This window comes from Flavobacteriales bacterium (genome assembly GCA_013001705.1).
GTDB lineage: Bacteria > Bacteroidota > Bacteroidia > Flavobacteriales_D > JABDKJ01 > JABDLZ01.
The window spans coordinates 1-26602 of sequence record JABDLZ010000064.1; the positions used below are offsets into that span (position 1 = coordinate 1).

General features: G+C 48.1%; 20 protein-coding genes and 4 tRNA genes. 23 read left to right on the forward strand and 1 reads right to left on the reverse strand.

Going from position 1 to position 26602, the window contains the following annotated elements:
* Positions 1–608 precede the first annotated feature (608 nt).
* The gene (locus HKN79_02380) at positions 609–4475 is read right to left on the reverse strand and encodes a T9SS type A sorting domain-containing protein (protein ID NNC82399.1); all 3867 of its coding nucleotides are present in this window, start codon (positions 4473–4475) and stop codon (positions 609–611) included.
* Between the two features lie 149 nt (positions 4476–4624).
* Here HKN79_02380 and guaA point away from each other — a divergent pair, with 149 nt between their 5' ends.
* From guaA to tuf, 23 genes are all read left to right on the forward strand, one after another.
* Positions 4625–6148, forward strand: coding sequence for a glutamine-hydrolyzing GMP synthase (gene guaA / locus HKN79_02385; GenBank protein ID NNC82400.1), 1524 nt, complete (start codon positions 4625–4627; stop codon positions 6146–6148).
* Positions 6145–7935, forward strand: coding sequence for a LysM peptidoglycan-binding domain-containing protein (locus tag HKN79_02390; GenBank protein NNC82401.1), 1791 nt, complete (start codon positions 6145–6147; stop codon positions 7933–7935). Before guaA ends, HKN79_02390 begins: the two co-directional genes overlap by 4 nt.
* Before the next feature lie 84 nt (positions 7936–8019).
* A complete protein-coding gene (locus tag HKN79_02395) occupies positions 8020–10002 on the forward strand; it encodes an OmpA family protein (protein ID NNC82402.1) in 1983 nt (660 codons plus the stop codon).
* Positions 10003–10085: 83 nt separating this feature from the next.
* Positions 10086–11258: a phosphoribosylformylglycinamidine cyclo-ligase gene (locus tag HKN79_02400; GenBank protein ID NNC82403.1), complete on the forward strand. Its 1173-nt coding sequence runs from the start codon at positions 10086–10088 to the stop codon at positions 11256–11258.
* Positions 11259–11261: 3 nt separating this feature from the next.
* Positions 11262–12347 (forward strand): peptide chain release factor 1, encoded by a 1086-nt coding sequence (gene prfA / locus HKN79_02405; GenBank protein ID NNC82404.1) that lies wholly within the window; start codon positions 11262–11264, stop codon positions 12345–12347.
* Positions 12344–13153 carry an orotidine-5'-phosphate decarboxylase gene (gene pyrF, locus HKN79_02410; protein NNC82405.1) on the forward strand — a complete coding sequence of 270 codons (810 nt, stop codon included), beginning with the start codon at positions 12344–12346 and terminating at the stop codon, positions 13151–13153. Before prfA ends, pyrF begins: the two co-directional genes overlap by 4 nt.
* A 48-nt stretch (positions 13154–13201) precedes the next feature.
* The gene (locus tag HKN79_02415) at positions 13202–14503 is read left to right on the forward strand and encodes a DUF2851 family protein (GenBank protein ID NNC82406.1); all 1302 of its coding nucleotides are present in this window, start codon (positions 13202–13204) and stop codon (positions 14501–14503) included.
* A 10-nt stretch (positions 14504–14513) separates the two neighbouring features.
* Positions 14514–14720 carry a PspC family transcriptional regulator gene (locus HKN79_02420; protein ID NNC82407.1) on the forward strand — a complete coding sequence of 69 codons (207 nt, stop codon included), beginning with the start codon at positions 14514–14516 and terminating at the stop codon, positions 14718–14720.
* Positions 14721–14755: 35 nt separating this feature from the next.
* Entirely contained in the window at positions 14756–15661 is a 906-nt protein-coding gene (locus HKN79_02425) for an NAD(P)-dependent oxidoreductase (GenBank protein ID NNC82408.1), read from the forward strand.
* 84 nt (positions 15662–15745) lie between these two features.
* Complete coding sequence (locus HKN79_02430; GenBank protein NNC82409.1) at positions 15746–17356, forward strand: alanine:cation symporter family protein; 1611 nt, start codon at positions 15746–15748, stop codon at positions 17354–17356.
* Entirely contained in the window at positions 17356–18312 is a 957-nt protein-coding gene (locus HKN79_02435) for a hypothetical protein (protein ID NNC82410.1), read from the forward strand. Before HKN79_02430 ends, HKN79_02435 begins: the two co-directional genes overlap by 1 nt.
* Positions 18313–18378: 66 nt before the next feature.
* Positions 18379–19335, forward strand: coding sequence for a glycosyltransferase family 2 protein (locus tag HKN79_02440; GenBank protein NNC82411.1), 957 nt, complete (start codon positions 18379–18381; stop codon positions 19333–19335).
* On the forward strand, positions 19313–21241 hold the full coding sequence (locus HKN79_02445; protein NNC82412.1) for a tetratricopeptide repeat protein: 1929 nt from the start codon (positions 19313–19315) through the stop codon (positions 21239–21241). Before HKN79_02440 ends, HKN79_02445 begins: the two co-directional genes overlap by 23 nt.
* A gap of 65 nt (positions 21242–21306) precedes the next feature.
* The gene (locus HKN79_02450; protein ID NNC82413.1) at positions 21307–21855 is read left to right on the forward strand and encodes an adenine phosphoribosyltransferase; all 549 of its coding nucleotides are present in this window, start codon (positions 21307–21309) and stop codon (positions 21853–21855) included.
* A 12-nt stretch (positions 21856–21867) separates the two neighbouring features.
* A complete protein-coding gene (locus HKN79_02455) occupies positions 21868–23007 on the forward strand; it encodes an acyl-CoA dehydrogenase (protein NNC82414.1) in 1140 nt (379 codons plus the stop codon).
* A gap of 56 nt (positions 23008–23063) precedes the next feature.
* Positions 23064–23255 carry a 30S ribosomal protein S21 gene (locus HKN79_02460; protein ID NNC82415.1) on the forward strand — a complete coding sequence of 64 codons (192 nt, stop codon included), beginning with the start codon at positions 23064–23066 and terminating at the stop codon, positions 23253–23255.
* A gap of 62 nt (positions 23256–23317) precedes the next feature.
* Positions 23318–24190, forward strand: coding sequence for a tyrosine-type recombinase/integrase (locus tag HKN79_02465; protein ID NNC82416.1), 873 nt, complete (start codon positions 23318–23320; stop codon positions 24188–24190).
* 32 nt (positions 24191–24222) lie between these two features.
* Positions 24223–24522 (forward strand): ribosome-associated translation inhibitor RaiA, encoded by a 300-nt coding sequence (gene raiA, locus HKN79_02470; protein NNC82417.1) that lies wholly within the window; start codon positions 24223–24225, stop codon positions 24520–24522.
* A 224-nt stretch (positions 24523–24746) separates the two neighbouring features.
* Positions 24747–24820 (forward strand) — tRNA-Thr (locus HKN79_02475).
* Positions 24821–24930: 110 nt separating this feature from the next.
* Positions 24931–25012: transfer RNA gene (locus HKN79_02480), tRNA-Tyr, on the forward strand.
* Positions 25013–25126: 114 nt separating this feature from the next.
* Positions 25127–25199: transfer RNA gene (locus HKN79_02485), tRNA-Gly, on the forward strand.
* Between the two features lie 93 nt (positions 25200–25292).
* A tRNA-Thr gene (locus HKN79_02490) sits at positions 25293–25364 on the forward strand.
* Positions 25365–25417: 53 nt separating this feature from the next.
* Positions 25418–26602, forward strand: a 1185-nt coding sequence (tuf, locus tag HKN79_02495; GenBank protein NNC82418.1) for an elongation factor Tu, incomplete at its 3' end; no start/stop codon positions are given.

Genomic DNA, 26602 nt, shown 5'->3' on the forward strand with positions numbered 1-26602 from the left:
GGATATCCTTCCAGCAAATCCTTCAAGTATTAGGCGAACGCGTGTCTGCATGAGTTGAGAGAATTTCATTTAACATTTTACTGTAGATGAATTCAACTCCCGTTCCGATCCATTTTCTCTCATACCCGTAATCCCTCAAATCCAGGTAAGATATCTGAGTGGCGCTGAATGGGTTGATATCGTATGATGTTAGTAGTGAATGCTAGATTCACTGCAAGGAAAATCAGGTCAGGACGGATATATCTCGGATGCTTTCAGAATTCTAACAACCTGATATCAAGTTAATTATACGGGTAGACTATGACAACGATCTTGGATCCAGAGTTTACGGTACGCAACTGACTCGATGAATTGACAGACACTGCTAGATCGGTAGTAGTTCCAAGACGGGACTACACCTGAGAAAACCGAAGACTCGGAAAAAATAAGTTCTTGTGTCATGAGGTCCTGTCGCGTAAGAAGTTCCGCTTTGTTGTGGAAGATGCTCCACTTAAGATGATGGTGGAATGAAAATAGTCTATCTAACCAAGCGGACGCGAGACTGTAGGCTCCGATCGAAAGTGGGTAGGACGAAATTCTCGGTCTTCTGGATGCTCGATTGAAAGAGGTCAAGGTCTGATATCGACCAATCGCTCCGTGAAGTGTTTTCCTTCTTGCAAGAGGTGTAGTATATACACGCCTCCAGTCCGAGGAATCGGAATCAAGCAACGGCTATCAGCTTCGCGCTGACTATAGAGCAGTTTTCCTGTGGCATCATAGAGGGAGATATCACCGAGAGAACGGTCATGCATATTCTGGATCAACAGGCCACCATTGACCCATTGATATTCATAGCCTTGATCTGCAGACTCACCATCCCACCATACGCTCACCAGTCCTTCATCGTGGATGGTCCCATCATAGTCATACTGGAAAAGGCGGTAGTAGTTCCAGCCATATTCAGGTTCTGGGTCGATGTGCCGGTATTCAAGTGGGGCACTGGAATTGCCATTGCCAGGGATGAAGGCGATCTCCTTCTCTATTTGGGATTCTGTGAATCTCCTCAAAGCAAATCCGGAGTTGTTTACTTCCGTTGCGGTACTCCATGTGAGTTCTATCCCTTCTTTGACTGCGTCACCTTCAAATGAGAGTAATTCTACAGGCAGTGGGGATGGGATACTGGCCACTGCCCAAGGACTGAGTTGGGTGACATTGGGGACGAAGACACTGATCGTATTGGCCGAGAAGGTCCCGCCAACCGAAGACTGACCAATAAGTGGTGGTCTCCAACTTCCACTGGCGATATTCTCATCATAGCGTTGAGCCACCAGACTGATAGGGCTATCATAGGGGCTGATAGGTAATTCGCTATCGGTGATACTCAAGGTCATATTTGCATCAAAGACAGAATTGGTGCTCGTAATGGACCAGAAACGGTCTGCTGTGGCATCTCGGTTATCAGGTAACAGTCCCGTAGTCGAATTAAGGTTATTGACCGCAGTAGGGGCACTCGGCCAAGGGAGGTTGTTGGCAGGAGTCCGATATGTGGCCATGGTCACAACACCGGCATTTCCGGAATTCAGGTCGAATTCTGTATAGATGGGGATGTCATCATCTGTTCCAAAAGGGAATGTCACCGGTAGGGAATACGAATTGATGCTTGCACTGATGGTCCCTTGATGCAATATGTCTTCACTGACGAAATAACTCTCTTCATTAGGCCCTAAGGTCAATGGGGGGTTTCTGAAGAGCACATCGTTCCCATTTAGATTCACCCTACAATAGAGCTCCATAGGACCATAGCCATCCACATCGGTATTCAGGTCGATCGTGCCAGGTCCATGGCAGAGCGTGATGTAGTTGAAATAAGTGTCGTTGGGTGTACCTGCACCGGCATTGTAATTGAACACTCGGAGTTGTGAGGGAATCTGCCCTCCAGGAGGGTTGATCAAGGTGCTGCTCCCTGTCCAAGTTGCTCCACCATCAAAGAGGGTGACAGTCACGTCAAAGGTGTTCGGTCCGGTCATCGATATGTCTACAGATAACCCTTCATCGGTATATGGGAGGGTAGTAGCACTTGGACCGCCCGATGCATTCACGGTATAGCTGGCATCTCCACCTAGAAAATAGAATTCCCAGAGATTCTCATCACTTGCATTCTGTAGGCCAAATCCTACCGTTCCTCCGGGGTCGATTCCTCCATTGTCCATTTGAATGGAGAAAGAAGATCCTGTAGACATGCTTTGGGTAAACGGAAGAACAGCGGATGCAGTATTTCCATTGTTGGCGTATACTGAGATGACATTATTTCCTAGATCCCCATCACCGGTGTTGTCTCCATCACCGTTGGTAGTAGAATCCCCGATAAAATGCCCGTTCTCATTCTCATCACCGCTCGTAACGTTGAGTTCCCAGTTGCCGAAGAATCCATTGTTCCCATCACCACGCTGCCAGTCATTCTCGTAGGTACGCGTATTGGTCACTTCGGTCCCGCAGTTCGATCCGAATATCACGTGGTCGAAAAGTTCGGTACCTCCACATGAAATTGTTGTATTTCCAGTAGCATTGTCGAAAAGGACTTCGACTCCCGGATCGGTGAATCCTCCTTCAAGATAATTAGTCCAACTGCCGCTGACTACTAAGTCCTGATTATTCGGGTTGAGTACGGCTGAGCCTCCTATGGTCAGATCTCCATGTACCACCAGATCTCCTGACGCGGGCAAGACGGATTTGAACCCACTACCCGTCACAATCAGGTTTTCATAGGAGAGTCCTTGAAGTACTGGTTGATTATTGGCCATGGAATACCGTATCGTGGAATTGGGCTGGAGGTCGAAAGAGTTATTGGTGAAACTGTTGTTCAACCAAGTCTGACCTCCCGCGCTCCTATCGGAAATCTCGATGAGGCTATTAGGTTCTGCGATAAGAGTATGTCCTGCGTTTCCACTGCCGTTGGAAGCAAAGTATCCTACATCGAATACCCCTCCTGAGGCAACGGTGATGCTAACAGGCACTAGTGGATTCCCATTATTGGTCATCAAGTAGTATGCATCGGCCACATTGAGCGTACCACCCACCCAGACAGATCCTCCCGCATTGTGGAAGCCACTGATAGGGTTCGAGCCATCAATACCCATGTCACCCATGACGTTGACCGTTACCCCAGGCGAGATGATGATATTGAAATGATTGGATCCACCGTCCAGGTTTGGACGGTCATTGTACAGTCCATTGGCATTCCAGTGAATGGATACGTCCATGTCGAAGGTGAGATCACACACCCCGGCCAGACTGTTTACATTGCTCTTTCTGATACGGGCACAATTGAAAGTTCCAGTGCCTTTGATGCTATGCGATCCCGGTTCGAAATCAAATCCAATTCCGGTACCTACATTGGTGCCTGCGCCATTTCCTATCTCACCATCGCAGGTGATATCACCATGGAGATATAGATAGCGCAGAAAGCCGGTGAAACCATCATCATCCGACATCAATTGTGCGCCATTCTCCACGATGAGATTCTTGAAAGTGGCTCCAGATCCAGCACCTATGTATTCTACAATATGAGGAGATTGAATGATCAAGGAAGAGGAGTCTTGGAAAGGGAACATCCTATAAGTCACATTTCCTACTGGTAGGGTCGACCATTGGACGGTCGTGCTGCTTCCAACGGTACTGCTCTGCACTCCGGTATTCTGTGTATAGAAGACAAGAGAATCGGTTGCCTGTACATTGATGACGATATCGTCAATCACGAATTCGTCTCGGTCTCCCCCTCCTGAGAAGTCATCTGTCTCCCAGCGGATGTAGAAATATTCTCCAGGTTCAATGGCCACCCCGCTGAAGGAGTATGTCATTGGGACTTGGACAAGAGTCGTATTGGTCCTCATACCGGGCGAGGTGAATTGAAGGGTTGCAGGACCTACTTGTCCTCCGGTCAAATCGGTGTACGTGCCCATATTCTCTGTTCGGAGAATTCCATTGAATGTGTTGGCGCGATCATTGGGTGCATTGATACTCCAATTCCTGTAGAAGAGTTCGTAGTCGAGGTCTACGGTATGTATGATCTGTCCGGTATTATTGATGCAGCGCAATTCGATGCTTCCAGGGGTCATATCAAGATCGGTCGGTTGGATACCGAGCGCCCTGCCGGTAGGACCACCTCCCGAATAAGCGTAGATACCACCTGTGGTAGGGTTGGTAGAAACTACAATTCCCCGAGCATAATCTCCAGAATTCCAGAAGCCCCCATATGTTCCCCCTGGATCGCTCATTCCGAGGATTTCCCAAGCATTTGAATTCAGTTTTCCAGCGGCCGGAAAGGGAAAAAGCCCCGATCCATCAAAGGCGCCAACATTCACATTCGGAACAGTGGCGTCAAAGTTGATCGTGTAATCCGTATTGACTGTCGTGACATTCAGCTGTGAGTAACCCGTAAATGAACATGTCAAGGACAGTCCTAGAATAGAATAGATTATCGTACGGGTCAGTTTCATGCTAGCAGTTGCAAAAATATACCGATTTAATGGTACTAGGCATTCAATAAGAGGGATTTAACCGCATGTTCATATATTCTTCAATCGAGTTCTGAAACACTTCCAGAGTCCATCTCCATCGCCTGAGTACAAGAGTATATTTGCGCCCCATGCACGACCAGATTCTCATATTGGATTTCGGAAGCCAATACACCCAACTGATAGCAAGACGCATCAGAGAGGCAAACGTTTACTGCGAGATCCATCCGTTTAATCAACAATTGGACTTTTCCCAGTATAAAGGAGTAGTCCTTTCAGGTAGTCCTTTTTCTGTTCATGATAAGGAAGCTCCATCAGTGGATTTGAAAGCTCTGGAGGAAATCCCTGTACTGGCCATCTGTTTCGGAGCACAATTGCTTGCACAGAATTACGGTGGAATAGTCCTGCCATCCGAAATACGGGAGTATGGAAGAGCCCGCCTTTCCTCGATACTGGATGAAAGTCCGTTGAGTGCCGGTGTGGAGGTCGAATCTCAGGTGTGGATGAGCCATGGAGATACTATCTCGGAGCTACCGAAGGACTGTGAATTGATATTCAGTACGGCCGATGTCATAAATGCAGGGTATCAATTCAAAGACCGCTCATGGTTCGGTATTCAATTCCATCCAGAGGTTTTCCATACCACAGATGGCATGCAGATACTCCGGAATTTCGTGCATGACATATGTGATTGTGATTCGAGCTGGAATCCAGAGTCCTTTGTTGAAACTACAGTGGATCACCTAATAGAGGAACTGGGTGACGAGCATGTCATTCTTGGTCTCTCTGGAGGTGTGGATTCATCTGTGGCTGCTATGCTGCTCCATCGTGCGATAGGAGATCGATTACATGGGATATTCGTGAACAATGGTCTATTGCGTAAAGGTGAATTCGAGTCCGTGCTTCATTCCTATGAAGGACTAGGACTGAATGTCCGTGGTGTCGATGCTTCTGATCAATTCTATCAAGCTTTACATGGAGTCTCCGATCCAGAAGAGAAGCGAAAGATCATCGGCAGGGTATTCATTGAAGTCTTCGACAAGGAGGCCAGTACTATGCCCGAAGTTAAATGGTTGGCCCAGGGAACCATCTATCCCGATGTGATAGAGTCGGTCTCGGTCAAAGGGCCATCTGCTACTATCAAGTCCCACCACAATGTGGGAGGTCTGCCTGATTTCATGCAGTTGAAGGTGGTCGAGCCCTTGCGTTCTCTCTTCAAGGATGAAGTGCGAAAAGTGGGGCTTTCTTTAGGCCTCTATGAAGAGTTGCTCGGTCGTCATCCATTTCCTGGTCCGGGCTTGGCGATACGTATCCTCGGGGATATCACAGAAGAAAAGGTACGCCTTTTGCAAGAAGTCGATCATATCTTCGTTCGAGGCTTGAAAGAAAAAGGATTATATGATGAGGTTTGGCAAGCTGGAGCCATCCTGCTTCCAGTGCGATCAGTAGGTGTAATGGGAGATGAAAGAACCTATGAGCAAGCGGTGGCCTTACGTGCGGTCACAAGCACTGATGGCATGACGGCAGATTGGTGTCACCTGCCATATGATTTCCTCGCTTCTGTATCCAATGAGATAATCAATAAAGTAAAAGGGGTCAATCGGGTGGTCTATGATATCAGCTCCAAACCCCCTGCAACCATCGAGTGGGAGTGAGAACACTTCTTGTCATATTCGGTCTTATATGTGTCGTCAATCTGAGTGCACAGACCAAGGTGATTCATGATGGTGAGGCCTGCTATCTCCATGTGGTGGAAAAAGGCAACACGCTGTATGGCATCAGCAAACAGTATGCGATAGATATTCCTGATTTGCTCGAAATGAATCCGGAAGCGGAACAGAATCTGAGCATCGGGCAGAAGGTCTTCATTCCGATTCGAAAGGTCAATAGGAAACAGGCCAAGAAAAGTCCTACCCTCGAAGGGAATCTATTGGTGCACAAGGTCGCTAAGAAGGAAACACTCTATTCTCTCAGCAAGAAATATCGGGTGGAGATCAATGCTATTCTTGAAGCAAATCCGGGTCTCGAGAAGGATGGACTGAAAAAAGGATCCCTCATACGTATTCCTACCATCTCGGCCCAGGTGGATGAGGATTTCACTACACCTGCCGTCAAGGACAGCTTGTTGCACCACGAGGTCATACCGGGAGAGACCCTGTATAGTCTGAGCAAGAATTATGAAGTGAGTATCGACTCTATCAGAGCGGTGAATGGAGGCTTGGAGGAAGGTCTGCGTGCAGGAATGACCCTTCGTATCCCACGATATACCGATGGATTCGATTCTTCTCAACTCACACTCGAAGAAGATACCCTCGAAAGTACATTGGAACTGGAGCGCAATCCACGATTGCAGATGAATCTAGGCCTACTGCTACCTTTTACCTTATCCAGTTCGGATTCTACTGATCGTGTTCTATTCAGAAAACCAGACGATATCATGAAAATGACCGATATCGCCTATGAATTCTACCGCGGATTCAGGATCGGAATGGATGAATTGAGCAGATATGGACTCAGTGCCAATGTCGTAGTCAAGGATGTGAGCAACAACAGGTCTTCGGTAGAAAAGGTCTTGAGAAGTAGCGATATCGAAGATCTGGACTTCATCATTGGACCTCTGCATAAGGAGTCCTTTGAAATGATGTCCAACGACAAGGATATGCGCAAGGTATTCCGGGCCTCACCCTTGAGTGCGAGTTTGGATATAAACTCATCTCGAAATGAGAAAGTAGCCCGTGTGAAGACCTCGGATCTCACTATGATAGGGTCGATGTTGGACCATGTTCGAGCCCATCATGAGGGAGAAAACGTCATCTTGATTGGCGGAGACATTCGGTCATGGCACAATCAGGTCGAAGATGTGTGGTATAAGGATACGACCTCGATGAATATGACCGACAGTCTGAGAACGATACGTTGGGATAGGAAGAACAAGAGCAAATTGATCGAGATGATGGATGTCGAAGGTCCCAATGTCTTGATTTTTCCAGTCGAGCACCGGCCGTCCATTACGGATCTTATCTCCCATCTCGCCATGACAGAGTATAGGGATCTGGAGATCACACTCTACGGGCTCGAAAGCTGGATGAAATATGACAATCTAGATGTGGACGTATTGGACCGGGTGGATCTGCATATACCTTCCAGCACATTCATCGATTGGGAAAGTGACAACGTCATAGACTTCGTGAAGACCTATCACGATGAATTCAACTCCATTCCGAGCTCCAGTGGCTATGCGCTTATCGCCTATGACCTCACCAAATTCTACATAGAAGGATTGATGATGTATGGGCCTGAATTCCTCGACCGACAGGATCGCTTACGGAGAGAAGGACTATGCAGTGGATTCATTATGCGGAAGACAGATAGCGGAGGTTGGGAGAATCGCTTCAGCTACATGCTGAGATATGAAGACTACGAATTCCAGAAAGCACCTTAAGACCATCACCGTCAGCATGGCAAGAGTACGCATGCTTCGAGCTGATCAAGAATCGATATTTACTTACTTTAGCACATCATTGAAATGAGAAAACCTATGCAAGGAAAATTCTTCTGGCCCCTCTGTATCGCATTGATATTGGGTTCACCTCTGCACATGCAATCCCAAGATGAGGCCTTCGGTGCCAAGGACGAAGCAGATCATTATTTCGCTAAAGAAGGGTACTACACCGCCATCGATCTCTACAAGAAAGCCTACAGTCAGGAGAAATCAGCGGATGATAAAGCTGCCCTCATCTACATGGTAGCAGAATCCTATAGAATGGTCAATGATCATGTACAGGCCGAGGTCTGGTATAGGAGGGCGATCAAAGCCCGTCATGATGATCCCATGGCCTACTATTATCTGGCCAAATCACTCCAGGCCCAGGGCAGAATGAAAGAGGCTCAAGAAGAATTGGAAAAGTACCAAGAGAAAGGAGGCGACCCTTCTCTGGCAGCTGAGGCAGAGTCCTCCATCGAATTGGCACAAGAGAAGAATGAACAGGTCACTCGACACGAAGTCGATAATCTGGTGATGATCAATTCAGAGTTCTATGATGTCGCACCTACGATTGTTGGAGAGGAAGGGAACACCATTTACTTCACCTCTTCACGATTGGGTTCTACAGGTATTGATGAGTTCAAGCGCACAGGAGAAAGCTATGAAGACATCTTCAGGACCACACGTGACACCAAAGGGAAGTGGAGCGAACCTGAACGATTACCACAAGGAGTGAATGGCTATGATCATGAAGGTGCAGCAGTGCTGACCAAGGACGGGCAGCGCATGTATTTCACACGGTGTGATAAGGATGACAACCTCGGTTGTGCCATCTGGGTATCCAACATGGTAGATGATAAGTGGGGTGAGCCCAAACAAGTTCCCCTGAAGACCAAAGAACAAGAGGGACACACGGTAGGGCATCCTGCACTGACCCCAGATGGGAAAGTCATGCTATTTGCTTCTGACCTACCAGGTGGTCAAGGAGGAAAAGACCTTTGGTACACCGTCTACAATGACGCAAGCAACTCATGGGGCTCGCCCGTCAACCTAGGATCCTCTGTCAATACCTCTGGAGATGAGATGTTCCCTCATGTGCGGAACAATGGCAATCTGTACTTTGCTTCTAATGGGCACATAGGTATGGGAGGTCTGGACATCTTCATGGCAGAAAAGACCGGAGACAATGAATGGGGTAATGTATCCCATATGGGAGCTCCGATCAATTCTATTTCTGATGACTACGGGATCGTTTATGAAGGAGACTTCGAAAGAGGCTACTTCTCATCCAATAGGATCGGTGGGAAAGGAAAGGATGACATCTACAGTTTCAGTCTTCCTGAAGTGGTATTTGCCTTCCAAGGTGTAGTGTATGACAAAGACGGTCAATTCCCTATCGAAGGAGCATATGTCAAAGTAGCTGGATCCGATGGAAGTTCATTTGAGGCTCTTTCAGATGCCAACGGAGCCTTTGTATTCGATGCCAATGGAGAGGAACGTTACATCAACCCGAATGTCAACTATGCGATCGAAGTCGGTAAAGTAGAGTACCTCGTAGCCAAAGACAATATCAGCACAGTCGGATTGGATGATGAATCGACCACTTTTGTCAAAGAATTCTTCATCCAAAGTACCGCAGTAGAGGAGATCGAGTTCCCAGAAGTGCAGTATGATCTCGGTAAGTATACGCTTAGACCTGAGTCCAAGGATTCATTGGATTACCTCTATCAGACCTTGGTAGACAACCCGACCATCATCATCGAACTAGCAGCACATACCGATTCAAGAGGAAGCGCTAGTGCTAATCAGACCCTGTCTGAGAGAAGGGCTCAATCCTGTGTGGATTATCTCGCTTCTAAGGGAATCGACCCTGCACGTATGAAGGCCAAAGGGTATGGTGAGACCAAACTGCGTATTTCAGATGCTGAGATCAATGCCCTTCCTGCTGATGAGCGTGAAGCAGCACATCAGAAGAACAGAAGAACGGTCTTCAAAGTACTGAGTTGGGACTACGTCCCTAACTAGGTTTTCAACAGCATTGTAAAAGTCCTACGGTGATTCCCATCGTAGGATTTTTTCTTTGTAGAGCAATCCATCATACCTGATAGATGTCAGAAGATATCCGATATAACGCCAGAGGTGTAAGTGCGGGCAAAGAAGATGTGCATGAAGCCATCAAAGGTCTGGACAAGGGTCTTTATCCCAAGGCTTTCTGTAAGATCCTGTCTGACCTAGTGGGAGGAGATGATGCCTACTGTAACATCATGCATGCAGACACCGCAGGCACCAAACCGTCATTGGCCTACGCATATTGGAAAGAGACCGGTGATGATTCGGTATGGAAAGGTATTATTCAGGACGCCCTGGTCATGAATCTGGATGATCTGATATGTGTAGGTGCAGTCGACAACATCGTACTGTCTTCGACCATCGGTAGGAATAAAAATCTTATTCCAGGTTCGGTGATCAAGCATCTGATACAAGGCACTGACGCGCTGATCCAAGAGTTGCGCGCTCTGGGGGTCGGTATCACATTGGCAGGAGGTGAGACGGCAGACGTAGGAGACATCGTGCGCACGCTGGATGTTGGCTTTACCGCGTTCGCTCGATTGAAAAGGGCAGAGGTGATAGACAATGCCAATATCGCTCAAGGGGATGTGATAGTGGGCCTTTCTTCTTTTGGCCAAGCTTCTTACGAGACCGAGTATAATGGGGGAATGGGTAGTAATGGACTCACTTCAGCCAGACATGATGTGTTCGGTTCCTATCTCAAGGAGAAATATCCAGAGACCTTCGATCCACTCGTTCCTGAGGACCTGGTCTACTCCGGTACAAAACAACTTACCGATGCTGTAGATAACAGCCCACTGGATGCAGGAAAACTGGTACTAAGCCCTACCCGTACCTATGCACCCATAGTAGCTGAGATGCTGAAGACCTACCGATCGCAGATACATGGTATGGTACACTGCAGTGGTGGAGCTCAGACCAAAGTGCTTCATTTCATCGAGGACCTGCATATCATAAAAGACGACCTATTCGATGTGCCTCCTCTATTCTCGCTCATCCAGCAGGAATCCGGCACAGATTGGAAGGAAATGTACAAGGTGTTCAATATGGGTCATCGCTTGGAAGTGTATCTCCCAGAAGAATTCGCAGAGGACATCATCGACATCGCTCGGTCGTTCAGTGTAGAGGCCAAGATCATCGGAAGGGTAGAGTCCTCGGATTCCAAGAAATTGACCATACGTTCCCCTTACGGTGAATTCACCTATCATTGAATCATGTCCAAGGATCTATTGAGCAGATTATCGGCCATTGTCGAGCGTCATGAAGAAGTGGCCAAGCTCATCGTGGATCCGACCATCATCTCCGATATGAGTCGATATACCCGACTCATGAAAGAGTACAAGGATTTGGAGCCGATAGTCAAAGCCCACGAGGAATACGCGAATGTCCTTTCCAATATCGACTCCGCCAAAGAAGTGATCGCCAACGAGAAGGATGAGGAATTCAAGGCCATGGCCAAGGCCGAACTCGATGAATTGGAGACCCGAAGAGCCGCTATGGATGAAGAGGTCAAGATTCTTCTTGTACCCAAAGACCCAGAAGATGATAAGAATGCCGTCATGGAGATTCGGGCCGGTACCGGTGGAGATGAGGCCAGCATATTTGCTGGGGATCTCTTTCGCATGTATAGCAAGTACATCTCCAACAAAGGATTCTCCATAGAAATGGTGGATTACAACGAAGGAACAGCCGGAGGGTATAAAGAAGTGATCTTCAATGTCAATGGTGCTGGAGCCTATGGAGAACTCAAGTTCGAAGCAGGTGTACACCGGGTACAGCGTGTGCCTCAGACCGAGACCCAAGGCCGTATCCATACATCAGCAGCCACGGTCATCGTCATGCCCGAGGCTGATGAATTCGACATAGACCTGGATATCAATGACATACGTAGGGATGAGTTCTGTTCTTCCGGACCCGGAGGACAATCAGTCAATACCACCTACAGTGCCATCCGGCTCACGCACTTACCTACAGGCATTGTGGTCCAATGTCAGGACGAGAAGTCCAAATTGAAGAACTACGACAAAGCATTGAAGGTGCTCCGTTCCCGTATCTATGAGATGGAACTCCAGAAGCGCCTAGAAGAAGAAAGTAAGATCCGCAAGAGCATGGTGTCCACCGGTGATCGCAGTGCAAAGATCCGCACCTACAATTACCCCCAAGGAAGAGTCACAGACCACAGGATCAACCTCACATTGTACAACCTTTCTTCAGTCATGGATGGTGATCTATCGGAGATCATCGAGTCTCTGCGTATTGCTGAGAATTCAGAGAAATTGAAAGTAGGTGAAGACGCATGAATAGGCTGGAATTGATATCGCAGATCAAGCAGAAGCGCAGTTTTCTATGTGTCGGACTCGATCCGGACGAGACCAAGGTCTACCCAGAACTATTGAAGAAAGAGGATTGGATCTTCGAATTCAATAGATCGATCATTGATTCTGTGGCCGAATATTGTGTGGCCTTCAAACCCAATACGGCCTTTTATGAGTGTCACGGTGCTTGGGGTTGGGAACAACTGAGCAAGACTGTGAACTATCTGAATGAGCAGTATCCGGATCAGTTCATCATTGCGGATGCCAAACGTGGAGATATCGGGAACACCTCACAACGATATGCCAAGGCCTTCTTCGAGCAGATGGACTGTGATGCTGTTACTGTGGCACCTTACATGGGGGAAGATTCGGTGCGTCCGTTCTTGGGTTTTGAGAATAAGTGGGTCATCCTCCTTGCTTTGACCAGCAATCACGGCTCCAGCGATTTCCAGGGGCACGGAGAGCCTGACTTATATCTACAGGTGATGGAAAAAGCCAAAGAATGGTCGGGTCCGGATGAGATGATGTTCGTAGCAGGGGCCACTCGAGGGTCTCAGTTAGTTCAGGTACGTAAGGCAGCCGGAGAGCATTTTCTACTCGTTCCAGGAGTAGGTGCACAGGGAGGTGATCTACGTTCAGTGTATGAATACGGGGCGCAAGAGGATACTGTTGGGCTTTTGGTCAATTCGAGTAGAGGGATCATATTCGCTTCTTCTGGCTTCGATTTTGCGCAAGCTGCAGCTGATGCTGCACGCGCTATTGCATCGCAGATGTCCGAGTTGATGGATTGAGAATCATCTCACCTCGACATTCTAGATTTGTAGGACCAAACACTACCTGTGGAGAGGATTCCCGAAAAATACATCCACTATCTCTGGAGATACGGTCTATTCGACACCACCGATCTTTCCACTACCGAGGGTGATCCCGTCCTTATCGAACATCCTGGCTTTCCCAATCATCATGCAGGTCCAGATTTTTTGAATGCACATATCCGCATTGGTGAGAGGCAATGGGTGGGATCGGTCGAGATACACTTCAAAGCTTCTGATTGGCTGGCACATGGGCATTCTCAGGATAGGGCCTACGACAATGTCATACTGCATGTCGTCATTCACGCAGACCGATCAGTTGTCAACACACACGGAAGTACTCTACCCACACTCTCCCTCGAACCCTATGTGGACGAGGAGCATTTTCGGGATTATGAGCGCTTCATTCAGAGTAAGAGATGGATTCCTTGTGCGCAATTGATCCATCGAGTGGATCCCTTCAAATGGACCGTTCTCAAAGAGCGTATGGCAGTAGAGCGGCTTGCCGCCAAGGCAGCAGGCCTAATAGATCAGTTGAAGTCTCTGGAAGGTGACTGGGAAGAATTGGCCTACAGGACCTTGGCCCGGGTCATGGGTTCTAAAGTGAATGCCGCCCCATTCGAGCATTTAGCTTCCAAGGTGCCTTTAGCAGTGGTCCGTAAACACGCAGATAATGGTATGCAAATGCAGGCCATGTATCTCGGTCAAGCGGGATTCTTAGAAGGTGATGAATTATTTGTAGATGATCATACGCAGCAACTGCTTGCAGAATATCTTTTCCTAAAATCGAAATATGGTCTGATACCGATGGACAAGGTGGAGTGGAGAGCGGCACGGATCAGACCATCCTCAGCACCTCAGATACGCATCGTTCAATTTGCAGAGCTGATTCAGAACCAAGACTCTTTGCTGACCACAGTTCTCGAGTCTGACTTAGAGTCTATTCTGAAGACGATGTCTGTCAGCCTGGGTGGATACTGGCGTGAACATATAGGACTTGGACGCAAGAGTACTCAGCGAAAACGATCGATCGGAGCTTCGTTGAAGGACAGGATAGCGATCAATATAATCGGGCCTCTTCGCTATGCCTATGGCGTATATTCCGATGAGGTCGGGTATCGTGAATCTGCTTTATCTTTGCTAGAGGAGATAGCTGCAGAGGACAATCGCATCATTCGCAACTGGAAGCAAAGTGGGGTTGAAGTAGGCAACGCGATGGATAGTCAAGCGTTATTACAACAGAAGATGAGTTTCTGTGATCAAAAACGATGTCTGGATTGCGCTATCGGGCAAGAATTATTGAGAGGAGATGAAAAAGTATCTGGATGACATATTGACCATGCATGAGAAGCACGCCTTCGGGGTGTGTGCTTGGATGGGCGATAAGATGAGCATCAAGATCGAGAACATCAGATTGTCCTTTATCTATCTCTCGTTCATCACCTTTGGATCCCCTATATTCCTATATCTCATCGCGGCCTTTGTACTTCGCCACAAAGAGCACTTCAAACTCAGCAAGAAGCAGAGTACCATCTGGGAGCTTTGATTTACTTATTCTTGCCCGTTCACTAATCTTTCAAGATGCATCGCATTCTATTGACTGGATCGAATGGGCTCCTTGGCCAGAAATTGGTCGCATTGCTGAGAAATCAGTCCGAGGTCGAGCTGTTGGCCACATCTCTGGGGGAGAATCGGATCTCTTCTACGCAAGGATATTCTTACACACCCTTGGACATCACTTCTCGCGAAGCGGTGCATGAGATATTCAGCTCTTTCTCCCCGACTGCCGTCATCAATACGGCCGCTATGACCTTGGTCGACCAGTGTGAAAGTGAAGTGGAGAAGTGCAGGAGCATCAATGTGGATGGGGTGAAGAATCTTTTAAGCGCTTGTTTGGAACACGGAGTCCATCTGCAACAGGTATCCACCGATTTTGTGTTCAATGGAAAAGATGGTCCTTACAGGGAGACAGATGATCCTGATCCATTGAGTGTCTATGCCCAAAGCAAGTACGATGCAGAACAAGCGATCATCCGATCGGCCCATACGGATTGGTCCATCGCCCGTACGATAATCCTTTACGGAGTAGGGGAGAACATGAGTAGGAGTAACATCGTCCTCTGGGCACGTCAGACGTTGGCCGAGGGCGGTGATATGAAGATCGTCCACGACCAATTCCGTGCTCCTACTTTGGCTGAAGATCTGGCTCTTGGTTGCTGGGCTATCATCGAGCAAGGGTGCACTGGGATCTATCACTTGGCCGGACCTGAGACTATGGCAGTTATAGACATAGTCAAGCGCATTGGGCAGTATTACGGATTTCCTACGGAACACATCCAGGAGATCGATACGGCTTCTTTGGGCCAGCCGGCAGCAAGACCACCACACACCGGTTTCATTCTGGACAAAGCACGGAGGGATCTGGACTATCGACCAAGGACACTGGAAGAGGGTCTGGCTCTCATCGATGAGCAGCTTCCGCTCTGAAATCCAGCAATATGTAGAATGCCTATATTGTCGGCTTGTCTAAGAAATCCACACCTTCGACCGAACGGAAATATTCAATGTATGATGAATAGAATTGCAGCTGTACTAGGGCTATTCCTATTTACTCCTATTTCATTTTTTGCACAGGAACAGGCTCAGGAAATGGGTCTCGATGAGCGTATCAATGAATGGTTCACACCGATCTCTAATGCTTGGCAGTCCATCGTACTTTTCACGGTCCCGGTTTTTGGGCATGAGATTCCTTTTGTAGTGATCCTGCTGGTCTGCGGTGCGGCCTTCTTCACAGTGTATTTCTCATTTATCAATATCCGTAGGTTCCCATTGTCCATCAATGTGGTCAGAGGGAAGTACGATGACCTCGATCATCATTCGGCTGATGAGCGTGCGCAGGTCAACATCGCTGATGGAGATGTCGCGCGCACGATAAAGGATGAATCCCAAGATGGGGAGGTAAGCCATTTCCAAGCCTTGGCTACAGCCGTATCAGGTACGGTAGGTCTAGGAAATATTGCGGGTGTAGCATTGGCCATCGCCCTAGGAGGTCCAGGTGCCACCTTCTGGATGATCATATGTGGGCTACTCGGTATGAGTACCAAGTTCGTGGAATGTACACTCGGGGTCCGCTACCGGGATATGGATGCAACAGGTAAAGTCTTCGGAGGACCGATGTACTATCTGTCCAAAGGATTGAAAGAGCGCGGATTCACAGGCACAGGCAAGGTGCTTGCAGGTCTCTTCGCCTTCCTATGTATCGGAGCCAGTTTCGGTGGAGGAAATGCTGCCCAGTCCAATCAGGCGGCCCTACAGATCGCTTCCTTGCTTGGAATGGACGCGGGGAATAGCGGAACACTGATCGGAATAGGTCTAGCCGTTGTGGTAGGAATCGTCATCATAGGAGGTATCAAGCGTATCGCCAGTGTGACGGAAAAGGTGGTCCCATTCATGGCACTGATCTATGCCATGGCCTGTCTGTTCATCATCTTCTCGAATTTCTCATTCATCGATGATGCATTTGCGATGATATTTACCGAGGCGTTCTCCCCACAAGCTGGGATCGGTGGTCTGGCCGGTGTCCTTATCGTAGGATTCCAGCGAGCTGCATTCTCCAATGAGGCGGGAGCAGGATCAGCATCCATTGCACACTCTGCCGTGAAGACCAAGTACCCTGCGTCAGAAGGTCTGGTTGCCCTCCTTGAGCCATTTATCGACACGGTGGTCATTTGTACCATGACTGCGCTGGTCATCATCATGTACAATATGGGTGGCCATTTCGAGTATGGAGTGGGTCAGGTCGTGATCGATGGTCAGGCCGTAGAAGGTGCAACGCTCACATCTCTTGCCTTTGCTGATTCTATCTCTTGGTTCCCGTACCTCTTGACCATTGCCATCATTCTGTTTGCCATCTCTACCATGATCTCATGGAGCTACTACGGACTGCAATCATGGATGTATCTTTTCGGTAGAAGTAAAACTGCTGATCTGTGCTATAAGATCCTCTTCCTGACTTTCATCGTGATCGGTGCTGCAGCTAATATGAGTGCGGTATGGGGGTTCTCTGATGCCATGATCCTGGCCTTGGTATTCCCGAATATGATCGGTCTCTTCTTTCTATTTCCGAAGGTCCGAGAGGAGTTGGGTAAATATCTAAGTGCCATCCGGAAGAAAGACGACTGATGCCGAGTCCCTGGAAGGACTTTTTCGATTTTTCTGAGTACGAGCAGCGAGGTGTGCTCATACTGGTCGTCATCATCCTTGCCTGTATATCCATTCTGACATTTCAAGATCACTTCTTTCCTCTACCTGAACAAGAACTCACTGCTGAAGAGAGGGCCTTATTGAAGACCTTGAAAGAGAAGACCTCAGAGCAGGACGAGTCCTTCGCCTATCGGAACGCATCTACAAGAACGACCAAGAAAGCACTGTCCGAACCTTTCATCTTCGACCCCAATACTCTGGACACCGAAGGATACGTAGCCTTGGGATTTTCCGAGAAACAAGCTCAGAGTATCCGGAGGTATTTCGATAAGGGCGGTAGGATCGATGATCCAGAGGATTTTCAGAAGTTATACGTGGTCAACGAATTCATGCATGACCGGCTCAAGGGCTATATCCGTATCCAGAAAGAGGAACCAAGGGAAGTAGATTATGTCGCTTCACGACAAACGGACTCTGAGCTTGAGTTTGGAGAATCAGAGCTAGAAGACGAAGAGACCGTAGTCATTGTCGATCTAAATCGCGCTTCCACAGATGACCTGATCGCTTTGCCCGGTATCGGTCCGGTCTATGCCCAGCGTATCCAATCCTATCGTGACCTATTGGGAGGGTACACCCACATCGACCAACTGAAAGAGGTCTATGGCTTGAGAGACCACCCAGAAGTCGTTGATCAATTGAAAAGCAAATTGACCATCGAGTCAGGTGTGGCTATGGACAGATTGGATATCAATTCGGCTGAATGGAAGGACCTGGTCCGACATCCGTATATCGAAAAAGAAGTGGCCAACTCCATTCTCAATATACGCGAGGTCCATGGTCCCTATGGATCGGTAGAAGATATTCTGAAGTCCCATTTGATAGATGAATCACTTTACGAAAAGATTTCCCCCTATCTGATGGTGATAGATCCTTGATCGTACATCATTCAACTGCCTATCAAGAATGTATACTTGCTCCTGAGTCAGACGGTCTTGTCAGCTATGGAACCTGAGATAAGCATAGTCATTCCGGTATACAACGAGGCAGGGAACATCCGCCCGATGTATGATGCCTTGGTCGAAGTATTAGGGAGTCCGGAGCGATCCTTCGAGATGATATTCTCAGACGATGGAAGTAGTGATGGAACATTCGAAATGGTGGCCAGCCTGCATGCAGAAGATACCCGGGTACAGGGTATAAGTCTGAGTAGGAATTTCGGTCATCAGACTGCATTGTTTGCAGGATTGTCCTATGCCAGAGGTACTGTGGTCATCACCATGGATGGTGACATGCAACATCCCCCCGAGGTGATACCACACCTGCTTGAAGAACACGAGAATGGCTACGCCATCGTGAATACCAAGAGGATAGATTCTACCAAGACCGGAGTCATGAAACGACTCACCTCCAAGTGGTATTATACCCTTATCAATGCCCTATCAGACGTACCCATAGAGCCGGCCTCGGCCGATTTCAGATTGATGACCCGAGAGGCGGTGAATGCCTTGATCGCCATGCCCGAGCGCAAAAGATTCACCAGAGGCTTGGTCAGTTGGATGGGATTCGACCAGAGCATTGTGGAATTCGAAGTAGGTGAACGATTCAGCGGCAAGACCAAATACACCTTCTGGAAGATGCTGCGTTTCGGGCTGGACGGTGTGACCTCATTCTCCGTAAAACCTTTACGTATCTCCTTCTACGTGGGGCTCATCATCAGCAGCCTTTCCATTGCGTATGGGATCTATGCGGTGGTCATATTTGCTCTGGGTAGAGCGGTGCCAGGATGGACCTCCATTCTGGTCTCAGTGCTCTTCATTGGAGGATTCACCTTGTTGAGTCTAGGGGTGATCGGAGAATATATCGCGCGTATCTATAATGAAGTGCGCAGGAGACCGATGTTCTTCATCAAAGACAGAACCGAACAAATGATCAGAAATGGGGCGGGAGAAACACCTTAAGCGGAAAGCTGCGAAGAAAAAGAAGAAGTCTGAGGCGCTATCAGCATTCCAGTCCAGACCACTTTGGCTCATCCTACCGCTGATAGCTACTCTCATTGCCTTTCAAGGCATCTATGACAACGAGTACATCAACTACGATGACGATGTATATGTGACAGAGAATGTACCCCTACGCACTATGGATGTGGAAACCCTATTCAGCGAGGAGTACATGAATCAGTATTCTCCCTTGGCCATGACCCTGATGGGACAGGTATTCCGTATCTCGGATGGGGACCCGACTGCTGTCCGCACCTACAGTGTGCTGATACATGTGCTTTGTGTGCTCATGGTCTTCGTAGTATTCAGACAACTGTTCAGAGATGATTATGCGGCTGCGGCTCTCGCGCTACTATTCGGGGTCCATCCCATGCAGGTGGAATCGGTGGCATGGTTGGCCGCTTCGATGAAGATCGGTAGCTATACGCTCTTCTTCCTGGTTTCCATGTGGGCCTATATCCGCTTCAAACAGACCGGCAAGAGCAAGTTCTACGTGCTCACTTTCATCGCTTTTCTGGCCAGTTGTCTATGCAAAGAACAAGCAGTGGTTCTACCCGTGGTGCTTGTGGCTCTGGACTATCTCCAAGGGCAATCGCTATTCGAGAAGAAGACATGGTTCAATAAACTACCCCTGCTTTTGATATCGGTGATATTCGGGGTGGTCACCTTGCAGGCATCGGGAGGTGATGAACTCGCCCAGAAGATCTACGAGTTCTCATTCGCTGACCGGGTGGTGTTCGCATCTTACAGCATAGGTATGTATGTGGTGAAGCTCTTTGTCCCGATCGACCTTTCCTTCTTCTATACCTATCCCGTCAAAGGAGAGGTTCCAGCATACTTCTATCTCTTCCCTTTCTTGGTCATCGGTCTATTATTCGGGCTATGGAAGGCCTACCTTAGAGAGAAACGCTGGTTGGTCTTCGGCATCCTCTTTTTCTTGGTCAATGTGGCCTTGACCACCATGACTGCCATCATGTCCGTGAGAGATGTGATCATGGCCGATCGCTATGTGTATCTGGCTGCTCTCGGGGTCTTCTTCTGTTTCATACAGTTCACGTTGAACCGCGCAGAAAAACAATCATGGCTGAAATATCTCCCGCTCATACTGGCTGTGCCTTTTCTCATGTCCAGTATCTCGCGTGTCGAGAGTTTCCAAGATAGCGTGACCGTTTTCAGTGATGTGATCGAAAAAGGTCAGTACGAAGACCGTCTCAACCCCTATCTGGCCTTACCGTACAATAACCGCGGAATTGCCTATAAACGGGCAGGTCAACGTGATATCGCATTGAAGGATTACGAGCAGGCCATTGCCAGTAATCCGAGCTACCCCAATGCGCATCTTAATAAGGGCAACCTCTATTTCGATGCGGGCCAGGATGAAGAGGCACTCGCTGCATATGATAAGGTGCTATCCCTTCAATCAGACAATGCCAAAGCCCTTTCAGCCCGAGGGGCCATCTACGCCAAGAAGAAACAGTACGACAAGGCTATAGAGGATCTATCCAAGGCCATTAAGATCGACAGGTACTTTTTGGACGCCTATTCCAATCGTGCTTTGACCTATCTGGATATGCTTCAACTGGACAAGGCCATAGCGGATGTCAGTACGATCATCGGTTTTGCTCCCGATAGGGATGATATGTATGAGTTCAGGGGCTACCTCTATTCCCAGCAGAGCAGCTATAAGCAGGCCCATGCTGATTTCTCACAGGCCATTCGTTTGAATCCTCAGAAGAGCAACTACTATTACAATCGGGCCATTGCCAATCGCGGTCTGGGAGACAAAGCAGCCGCCAGACAGGATGCGGACAAAGCCCGCTCATTGGGCTATACCGTACCCCAGGAATTCTACGATTCGATCAGATAAGCTACAATAACCGGCAACGTCCTTGGTCAGGATGAAGTAAGACCGTAACATTGCCGTCCGATTGGATGACCACCACATTGACGACATTGGAAAATAGAGTAGAACGGGCCATTCGCAATGTGCCTGACTTCCCCAAGCCGGGTATCATGTTCAAGGACATTACACCGGTCTTGGAAGACCCTCGACTATGTCATGATGTGGTCGAAGAACTGGCAGATAGATGTCGATCTATGAAGGTAGAGGCCATTGCCGGGGTAGAAAGCAGGGGATTCCTCTTCGGAATGCCCCTGGCGATACGTTTGGGAGTTCCTTTCATTACCGTACGTAAGAAAGGAAAGCTCCCGTACCACACGGTTTCCTACAGCTATGACCTGGAATACGGGAGTGCGGAGATAGAGATGCACCAGGGCTCAGTGACCAAGGGTATGCGTGTGATGATCCATGATGATCTCCTTGCAACAGGAGGTACGGCAGCTGCTACCGCTGAACTCATCTTGCAGGAGGGTGGACACGTGGCCGGATTCACATTCTTGGTAGAATTGGCTTTCTTAGAAGGGACCAAAAGGTTGGAGCCGTACACATCGGAAATCGAGAATATAGTGTCTTACGCTTAAGCGCATTGAACAATGAAATTTGAACAGAACGAGAATCAACGCATGATCTCACAGATGGTGAGGGACTTTGCAGATAAGGAGATAAGACCACGTCTCATGGAATGGGATGAATCCCAAGAATTCCCAGTAGAGGTCATGAAGAAGTTGGGTGGTCTGGGACTTCTTGGAGTTCTGGTTCCTGAAGAATACGGAGGTGCAGGCTTCGGATACCTGGAATACATCACTGCCATCACTGAAGTGGCCAAGGTCTGTGGATCTATAGGTCTATCGGTTGCTGCGCATAATTCACTCTGCACGGGCCACATCATGACCTTCGGTAATGAGGAGCAGAAACAGAAGTGGCTCACCAAACTCTCGACAGGAGAATGGATCGGAGCATGGGCTTTGACCGAACCCAATACGGGCTCGGATGCCATGCGCATGAAATGCACCGCCAAGAAAGAAGGCGATGAATGGGTGCTCAACGGGACCAAATGCTGGATCACTCACGGGATTTCTTCAGATGTGATCGTGGCCATCGTGCGCACCGGTGAGCTCCTGGATTCACACGGTATGACGGCTTTCGTCATAGAGCGCGGTACTCCGGGTCTCAAAGCCGGTAAGAAAGAAGATAAATTAGGGATGCGCAGCTCTGAGACCGCAGAGGTCATCTTCGAGGACTGCCGTATACCTGAAGAGAATGTGTTGGGCAATGTCGGGGATGGATTCATTCAGGCCATGAAGATCCTGGATGGAGGACGTATCTCTATTGCCGCCCTTTCCCTCGGGATTGCTAAAGGGGCCTATGAAGCTTCGCGAGCTTATGCGAAGGAGAGAGAGCAGTTCGGTAGACCCATTGCTGAATTTCAAGGGATAGGTTTCAAATTGGCCGATATGGCCACTCAGATAGAAGCAGCGGAATTACTCACATTCCAGGCGGGTGACATGAAGAACCGAGGAGTCAAGATGACCAAGGAGTCTGCCATGGCCAAATACTATGCATCCGAGGTGGCAGTGAGAGTATCTACTGATGCTGTCCAAGTCTTTGGAGGTTACGGATACACCAAGGAGTTTCCCGTAGAGAAATTCTATCGGGATTCGAAATTGTGCACCATAGGAGAGGGGACTTCAGAGATTCAGAAATTGGTGATTTCAAGACAGATCCTCTCCTGATTTGTCATTTGAGAGAAAAGATATAAATTTGCAGCCCATTAATTGAAAGAGACGACATGCTTGTCATTCCAGTAAAAGAAGGAGAGAACATCGAAAGAGCTCTCAAGCGTTACAAGAAGAAATTCGATCGTACCGGAGTTATCCGTGAACTCCGTAGAAGACAATTCTATACCAAGGACTCAGTTGTCCGTAGGGAAGAGATGAAGAAAGCCGCTTACATCAATGAGAAGCGCCTGAATGAAGAGTGATCTTCTGAAAAGAATTATGCTCATGAGGCGAATGGATCGATCCATTCGCCTTTTTTGTTGATGTGCAGTCAGAATTCCTGCTATACCTTTCCGTAGAGAAACACTACTCTGAGCATACCGTGGCGGCATATGCCAAGGACCTCGAGCAATTCCAGGAACACCTTCATTCTTACGGTCCAGAACTGGATATCACTTCTGCCGAAGCACAATGGGTGCGTAATTGGGTGGTCGACCTGATGGATAAGGGCTTATCGGTACGTACCGTGCAGCGCAAGATCTCCACTCTGAGGAGTTTTTATCGCTACTTGAAACGCAATGGATACCGAGTAGATAATCCGGTAGCCACCTTGCATACTCCCAAAGCCCCTTCTCGCTTGCCTCAGTTCGTTGAACAGGAAGGCATGCGTTCCTTATTCTGGGATGCCGATCTGTTTCCTGATGACTTCAGTGGACTCAGAGACCGCTGCTTGATGTTGCTTCTGTATAGCACAGGGATTCGCCTATCAGAACTCATAGGTATCCAAGAGGCAGATTTCAGCCAAGATGAGATCAAGGTCATCGGCAAGCGGAACAAGGAGCGTCTCGTGCCTATCGCCCGTGAGCTGAAAAAGACCATGGAGGACTATTTGGAGGCCAAACACAGTACAATCGGAGCGACCGACCACCTATTGGTACTCGATAATGGTCAGAAACTCTATCCAAAATTTGTCTACAGACGGGTAAATCAATATCTTGGTAGTGTGACTACTTTGAGCAAGAAGAGTCCACACGTTCTTAGACATACGTTTGCTACACATATGCTGGAGAACGGAGCAGAATTGCAGTCCATCAAGGAGATTCTTGGTCATGCAAATCTTGCCGCGACTCAAGTCTATACCCATAACAGTATAGATCGCTTGAAGAAGATCCACACTAAATCGCATCCAAGAGGATGACTCGTACGTTTAACCACATAAACGAATAGAATATGCAAGTAGAAGTAAGATCCGTTCATTTCACGGCCGATATCAAGTTGATCGACTTCATCAAAGGAAAGTTGAAGAAGTTGGAGCAATTCCAAGACAACATCATCGACAGTGAGGTTTTTCTGAAACTGGATAATACCAACACACTGACCAATAAGATCACAGAGATAAAACTCAATATTCCCGGAAAGGATCTCTTTGCCAAGAAGCAGGCAAAGACCTTCGAAGAAGCAACGGACGAGGCAGTAGATGCCTTGCGTAGACAATTATTGAAGCGTAAAGGCAAGCTGAAAACTGCCTGACTTCAGATCAAAAGAACATATAGTTCCTATAGAAAGGACCCGGTCATCAAGGCCGGGTCCTTTTCAATTCAGACACTCTCCATTTCCGATACGAACGATCCGTTGAGTAAAAATCGTAGTGACTATTTGGACTTCGGACTTAGTTTGATAAATTTGCAGTCCTTTTTTGGGGCGAGTAAGTCGGAATGCAACGGAATTTCGATGTCCAGAGGGTTGAAAATCAAGCCGATGTAGCTCAGCTGGCTAGAGCAGCTGATTTGTAATCAGCAGGTCGTGGGTTCGAGTCCCTCCATCGGCTCGGGTAAGATTGTTCATGATAGTGGCGGAAATTACATTCGACCCGAACCCTTTTAGAGGAACGCCTCAGGGGTATGAACAGCAGATGTGACCGAGTCACATATAGGTATTGGGGAGATACTCAAGCGGTCAACGAGGTCAGACTGTAAATCTGATGGCTACGCCTTCGTAGGTTCGAATCCTGCTCTCCCCACATCAACATCCAACGGGATGTGAACGTTTTGAAATACGATTCATTCGAATCCGGTCTATATAGATGAAAGAGTACACCTCTTGAATCTTCATGCTGGAATCTTGAATCAAAATTGCGGGAGTAGCTCAGTTGGTAGAGCATCAGCCTTCCAAGCTGAGGGTCGCGGGTTCGAATCTCGTCTCCCGCTCAAAGGTTGGTCCAACGGGATCTTCCATGAGCCTGACCATAATTGAAGGGTCATTGAATGATATAGGCCTCTCTGGTTATTTGATTGGCACCAGCCGATGTAGCTCAGGGGTAGAGCGCGTCCTTGGTAAGGACGAGGTCACGGGTTCAATTCCCGTCATTGGCTCAACAGAGTTTTTTTAATAGAGTAAACAACAACAAGAATAAAAACGAACAGCAATGGCTAAAGAAACATTTGACCGTTCAAAGCCACACGTCAACATTGGGACCATCGGTCATGTTGACCATGGTAAGACCACTTTGACTGCTGCCATCACCACTGTGTTGGCCAATGCAGGTCTTTCTGAAAAGAAGGATTTTGATGCTATCGATAACGCTCCTGAGGAGAAGGAAAGAGGTATCACGATCAACACATCACACGTAGAATACCAGACAGCCAACAGGCACTATGCCCACGTTGACTGCCCAGGTCACGCTGACTATGTAAAGAACATGGTGACAGGTGCTGCACAGATGGATGGAGCTATTCTTGTCGTTGCAGCCACTGATGGACCCATGCCTCAGACGCGTGAGCACATCCTTCTTGGACGTCAGGTAGGAGTTCCACGTATCGTAGTATTCATGAACAAAGTGGATATGGTAGACGATGAGGAGCTTCTCGAGCTCGTAGAGATGGAGATCAGAGAACTGCTCTCTTTCTATGAGTACGATGGCGACAACACACCTATCATCCAAGGTTCTGCTCTGGGTGCACTCAACGGTGATGAGAAATGGTCTAAGACCGTTCTCGAACTTATGGAGGCTGTAGATACTTGGATCGAGATTCCACTTCGTGAAGTAGATAAGGACTTCTTGATGTCTGTAGAGGATGTATTCTCTATCACAGGTCGTGGTACTGTTGCTACTGGACGTATCGAGACAGGAGTCATCAATTCTGGTGAAGAAGTCGAGATCCTCGGAATGCAAGAAGAAAAGTTGAAGTCCACTGTTACAGGAGTAGAGATGTTCCGTAAGATCCTCGATAGAGGTGAAGCCGGTGATAACGTTGGTCTTCTTCTCAGAGGTATCGACAAAGGAGATATCAAGAGAGGTATGGTGATCGCCAAGCCTGGTTCTATCACTCCTCACACTGAATTCAAGGCTGAGATCTACGTTCTGAAAAAAGAAGAAGGTGGACGCCACACTCCATTCCACAACAAATATCGTCCTCAGTTCTACTTCCGTACGACTGACGTGACAGGAGAAGTGAACTTGGAAGAAGGAAGGGAAATGGTGATGCCAGGTGACAATGTCACCATCAACGTGAAATTGATCGTACCTGTAGCGATGGACAAAGGTCTTCGCTTCGCGATCCGTGAAGGCGGACGTACGGTTGGTGCCGGTCAGGTGACCGAGATCATCAGC

Bases quoted from the DNA above. Each gene is read 5' to 3' on its own strand.
- HKN79_02380 (NNC82399.1), bottom strand. From the start codon at position 4,475: ATGAAACTGACCCGTACGATAATCTATTCTATTCTAGGACTGTCCTTG.
- guaA (NNC82400.1), top strand. From the start codon at position 4,625: ATGCACGACCAGATTCTCATATTGGATTTCGGAAGCCAATACACCCAA.
- HKN79_02395 (NNC82402.1), top strand. From the start codon at position 8,020: ATGAGAAAACCTATGCAAGGAAAATTCTTCTGGCCCCTCTGTATCGCA.
- HKN79_02400 (NNC82403.1), top strand. From the start codon at position 10,086: ATGTCAGAAGATATCCGATATAACGCCAGAGGTGTAAGTGCGGGCAAA.
- prfA (NNC82404.1), top strand. From the start codon at position 11,262: ATGTCCAAGGATCTATTGAGCAGATTATCGGCCATTGTCGAGCGTCAT.
- pyrF (NNC82405.1), top strand. From the start codon at position 12,344: ATGAATAGGCTGGAATTGATATCGCAGATCAAGCAGAAGCGCAGTTTT.
- HKN79_02420 (NNC82407.1), top strand. From the start codon at position 14,514: ATGCATGAGAAGCACGCCTTCGGGGTGTGTGCTTGGATGGGCGATAAG.
- HKN79_02425 (NNC82408.1), top strand. From the start codon at position 14,756: ATGCATCGCATTCTATTGACTGGATCGAATGGGCTCCTTGGCCAGAAA.
- HKN79_02430 (NNC82409.1), top strand. From the start codon at position 15,746: ATGAATAGAATTGCAGCTGTACTAGGGCTATTCCTATTTACTCCTATT.
- HKN79_02435 (NNC82410.1), top strand. From the start codon at position 17,356: ATGCCGAGTCCCTGGAAGGACTTTTTCGATTTTTCTGAGTACGAGCAG.
- HKN79_02440 (NNC82411.1), top strand. From the start codon at position 18,379: ATGGAACCTGAGATAAGCATAGTCATTCCGGTATACAACGAGGCAGGG.
- HKN79_02445 (NNC82412.1), top strand. From the start codon at position 19,313: ATGGGGCGGGAGAAACACCTTAAGCGGAAAGCTGCGAAGAAAAAGAAG.
- HKN79_02450 (NNC82413.1), top strand. From the start codon at position 21,307: ATGACCACCACATTGACGACATTGGAAAATAGAGTAGAACGGGCCATT.
- HKN79_02455 (NNC82414.1), top strand. From the start codon at position 21,868: ATGAAATTTGAACAGAACGAGAATCAACGCATGATCTCACAGATGGTG.
- HKN79_02460 (NNC82415.1), top strand. From the start codon at position 23,064: ATGCTTGTCATTCCAGTAAAAGAAGGAGAGAACATCGAAAGAGCTCTC.
- raiA (NNC82417.1), top strand. From the start codon at position 24,223: ATGCAAGTAGAAGTAAGATCCGTTCATTTCACGGCCGATATCAAGTTG.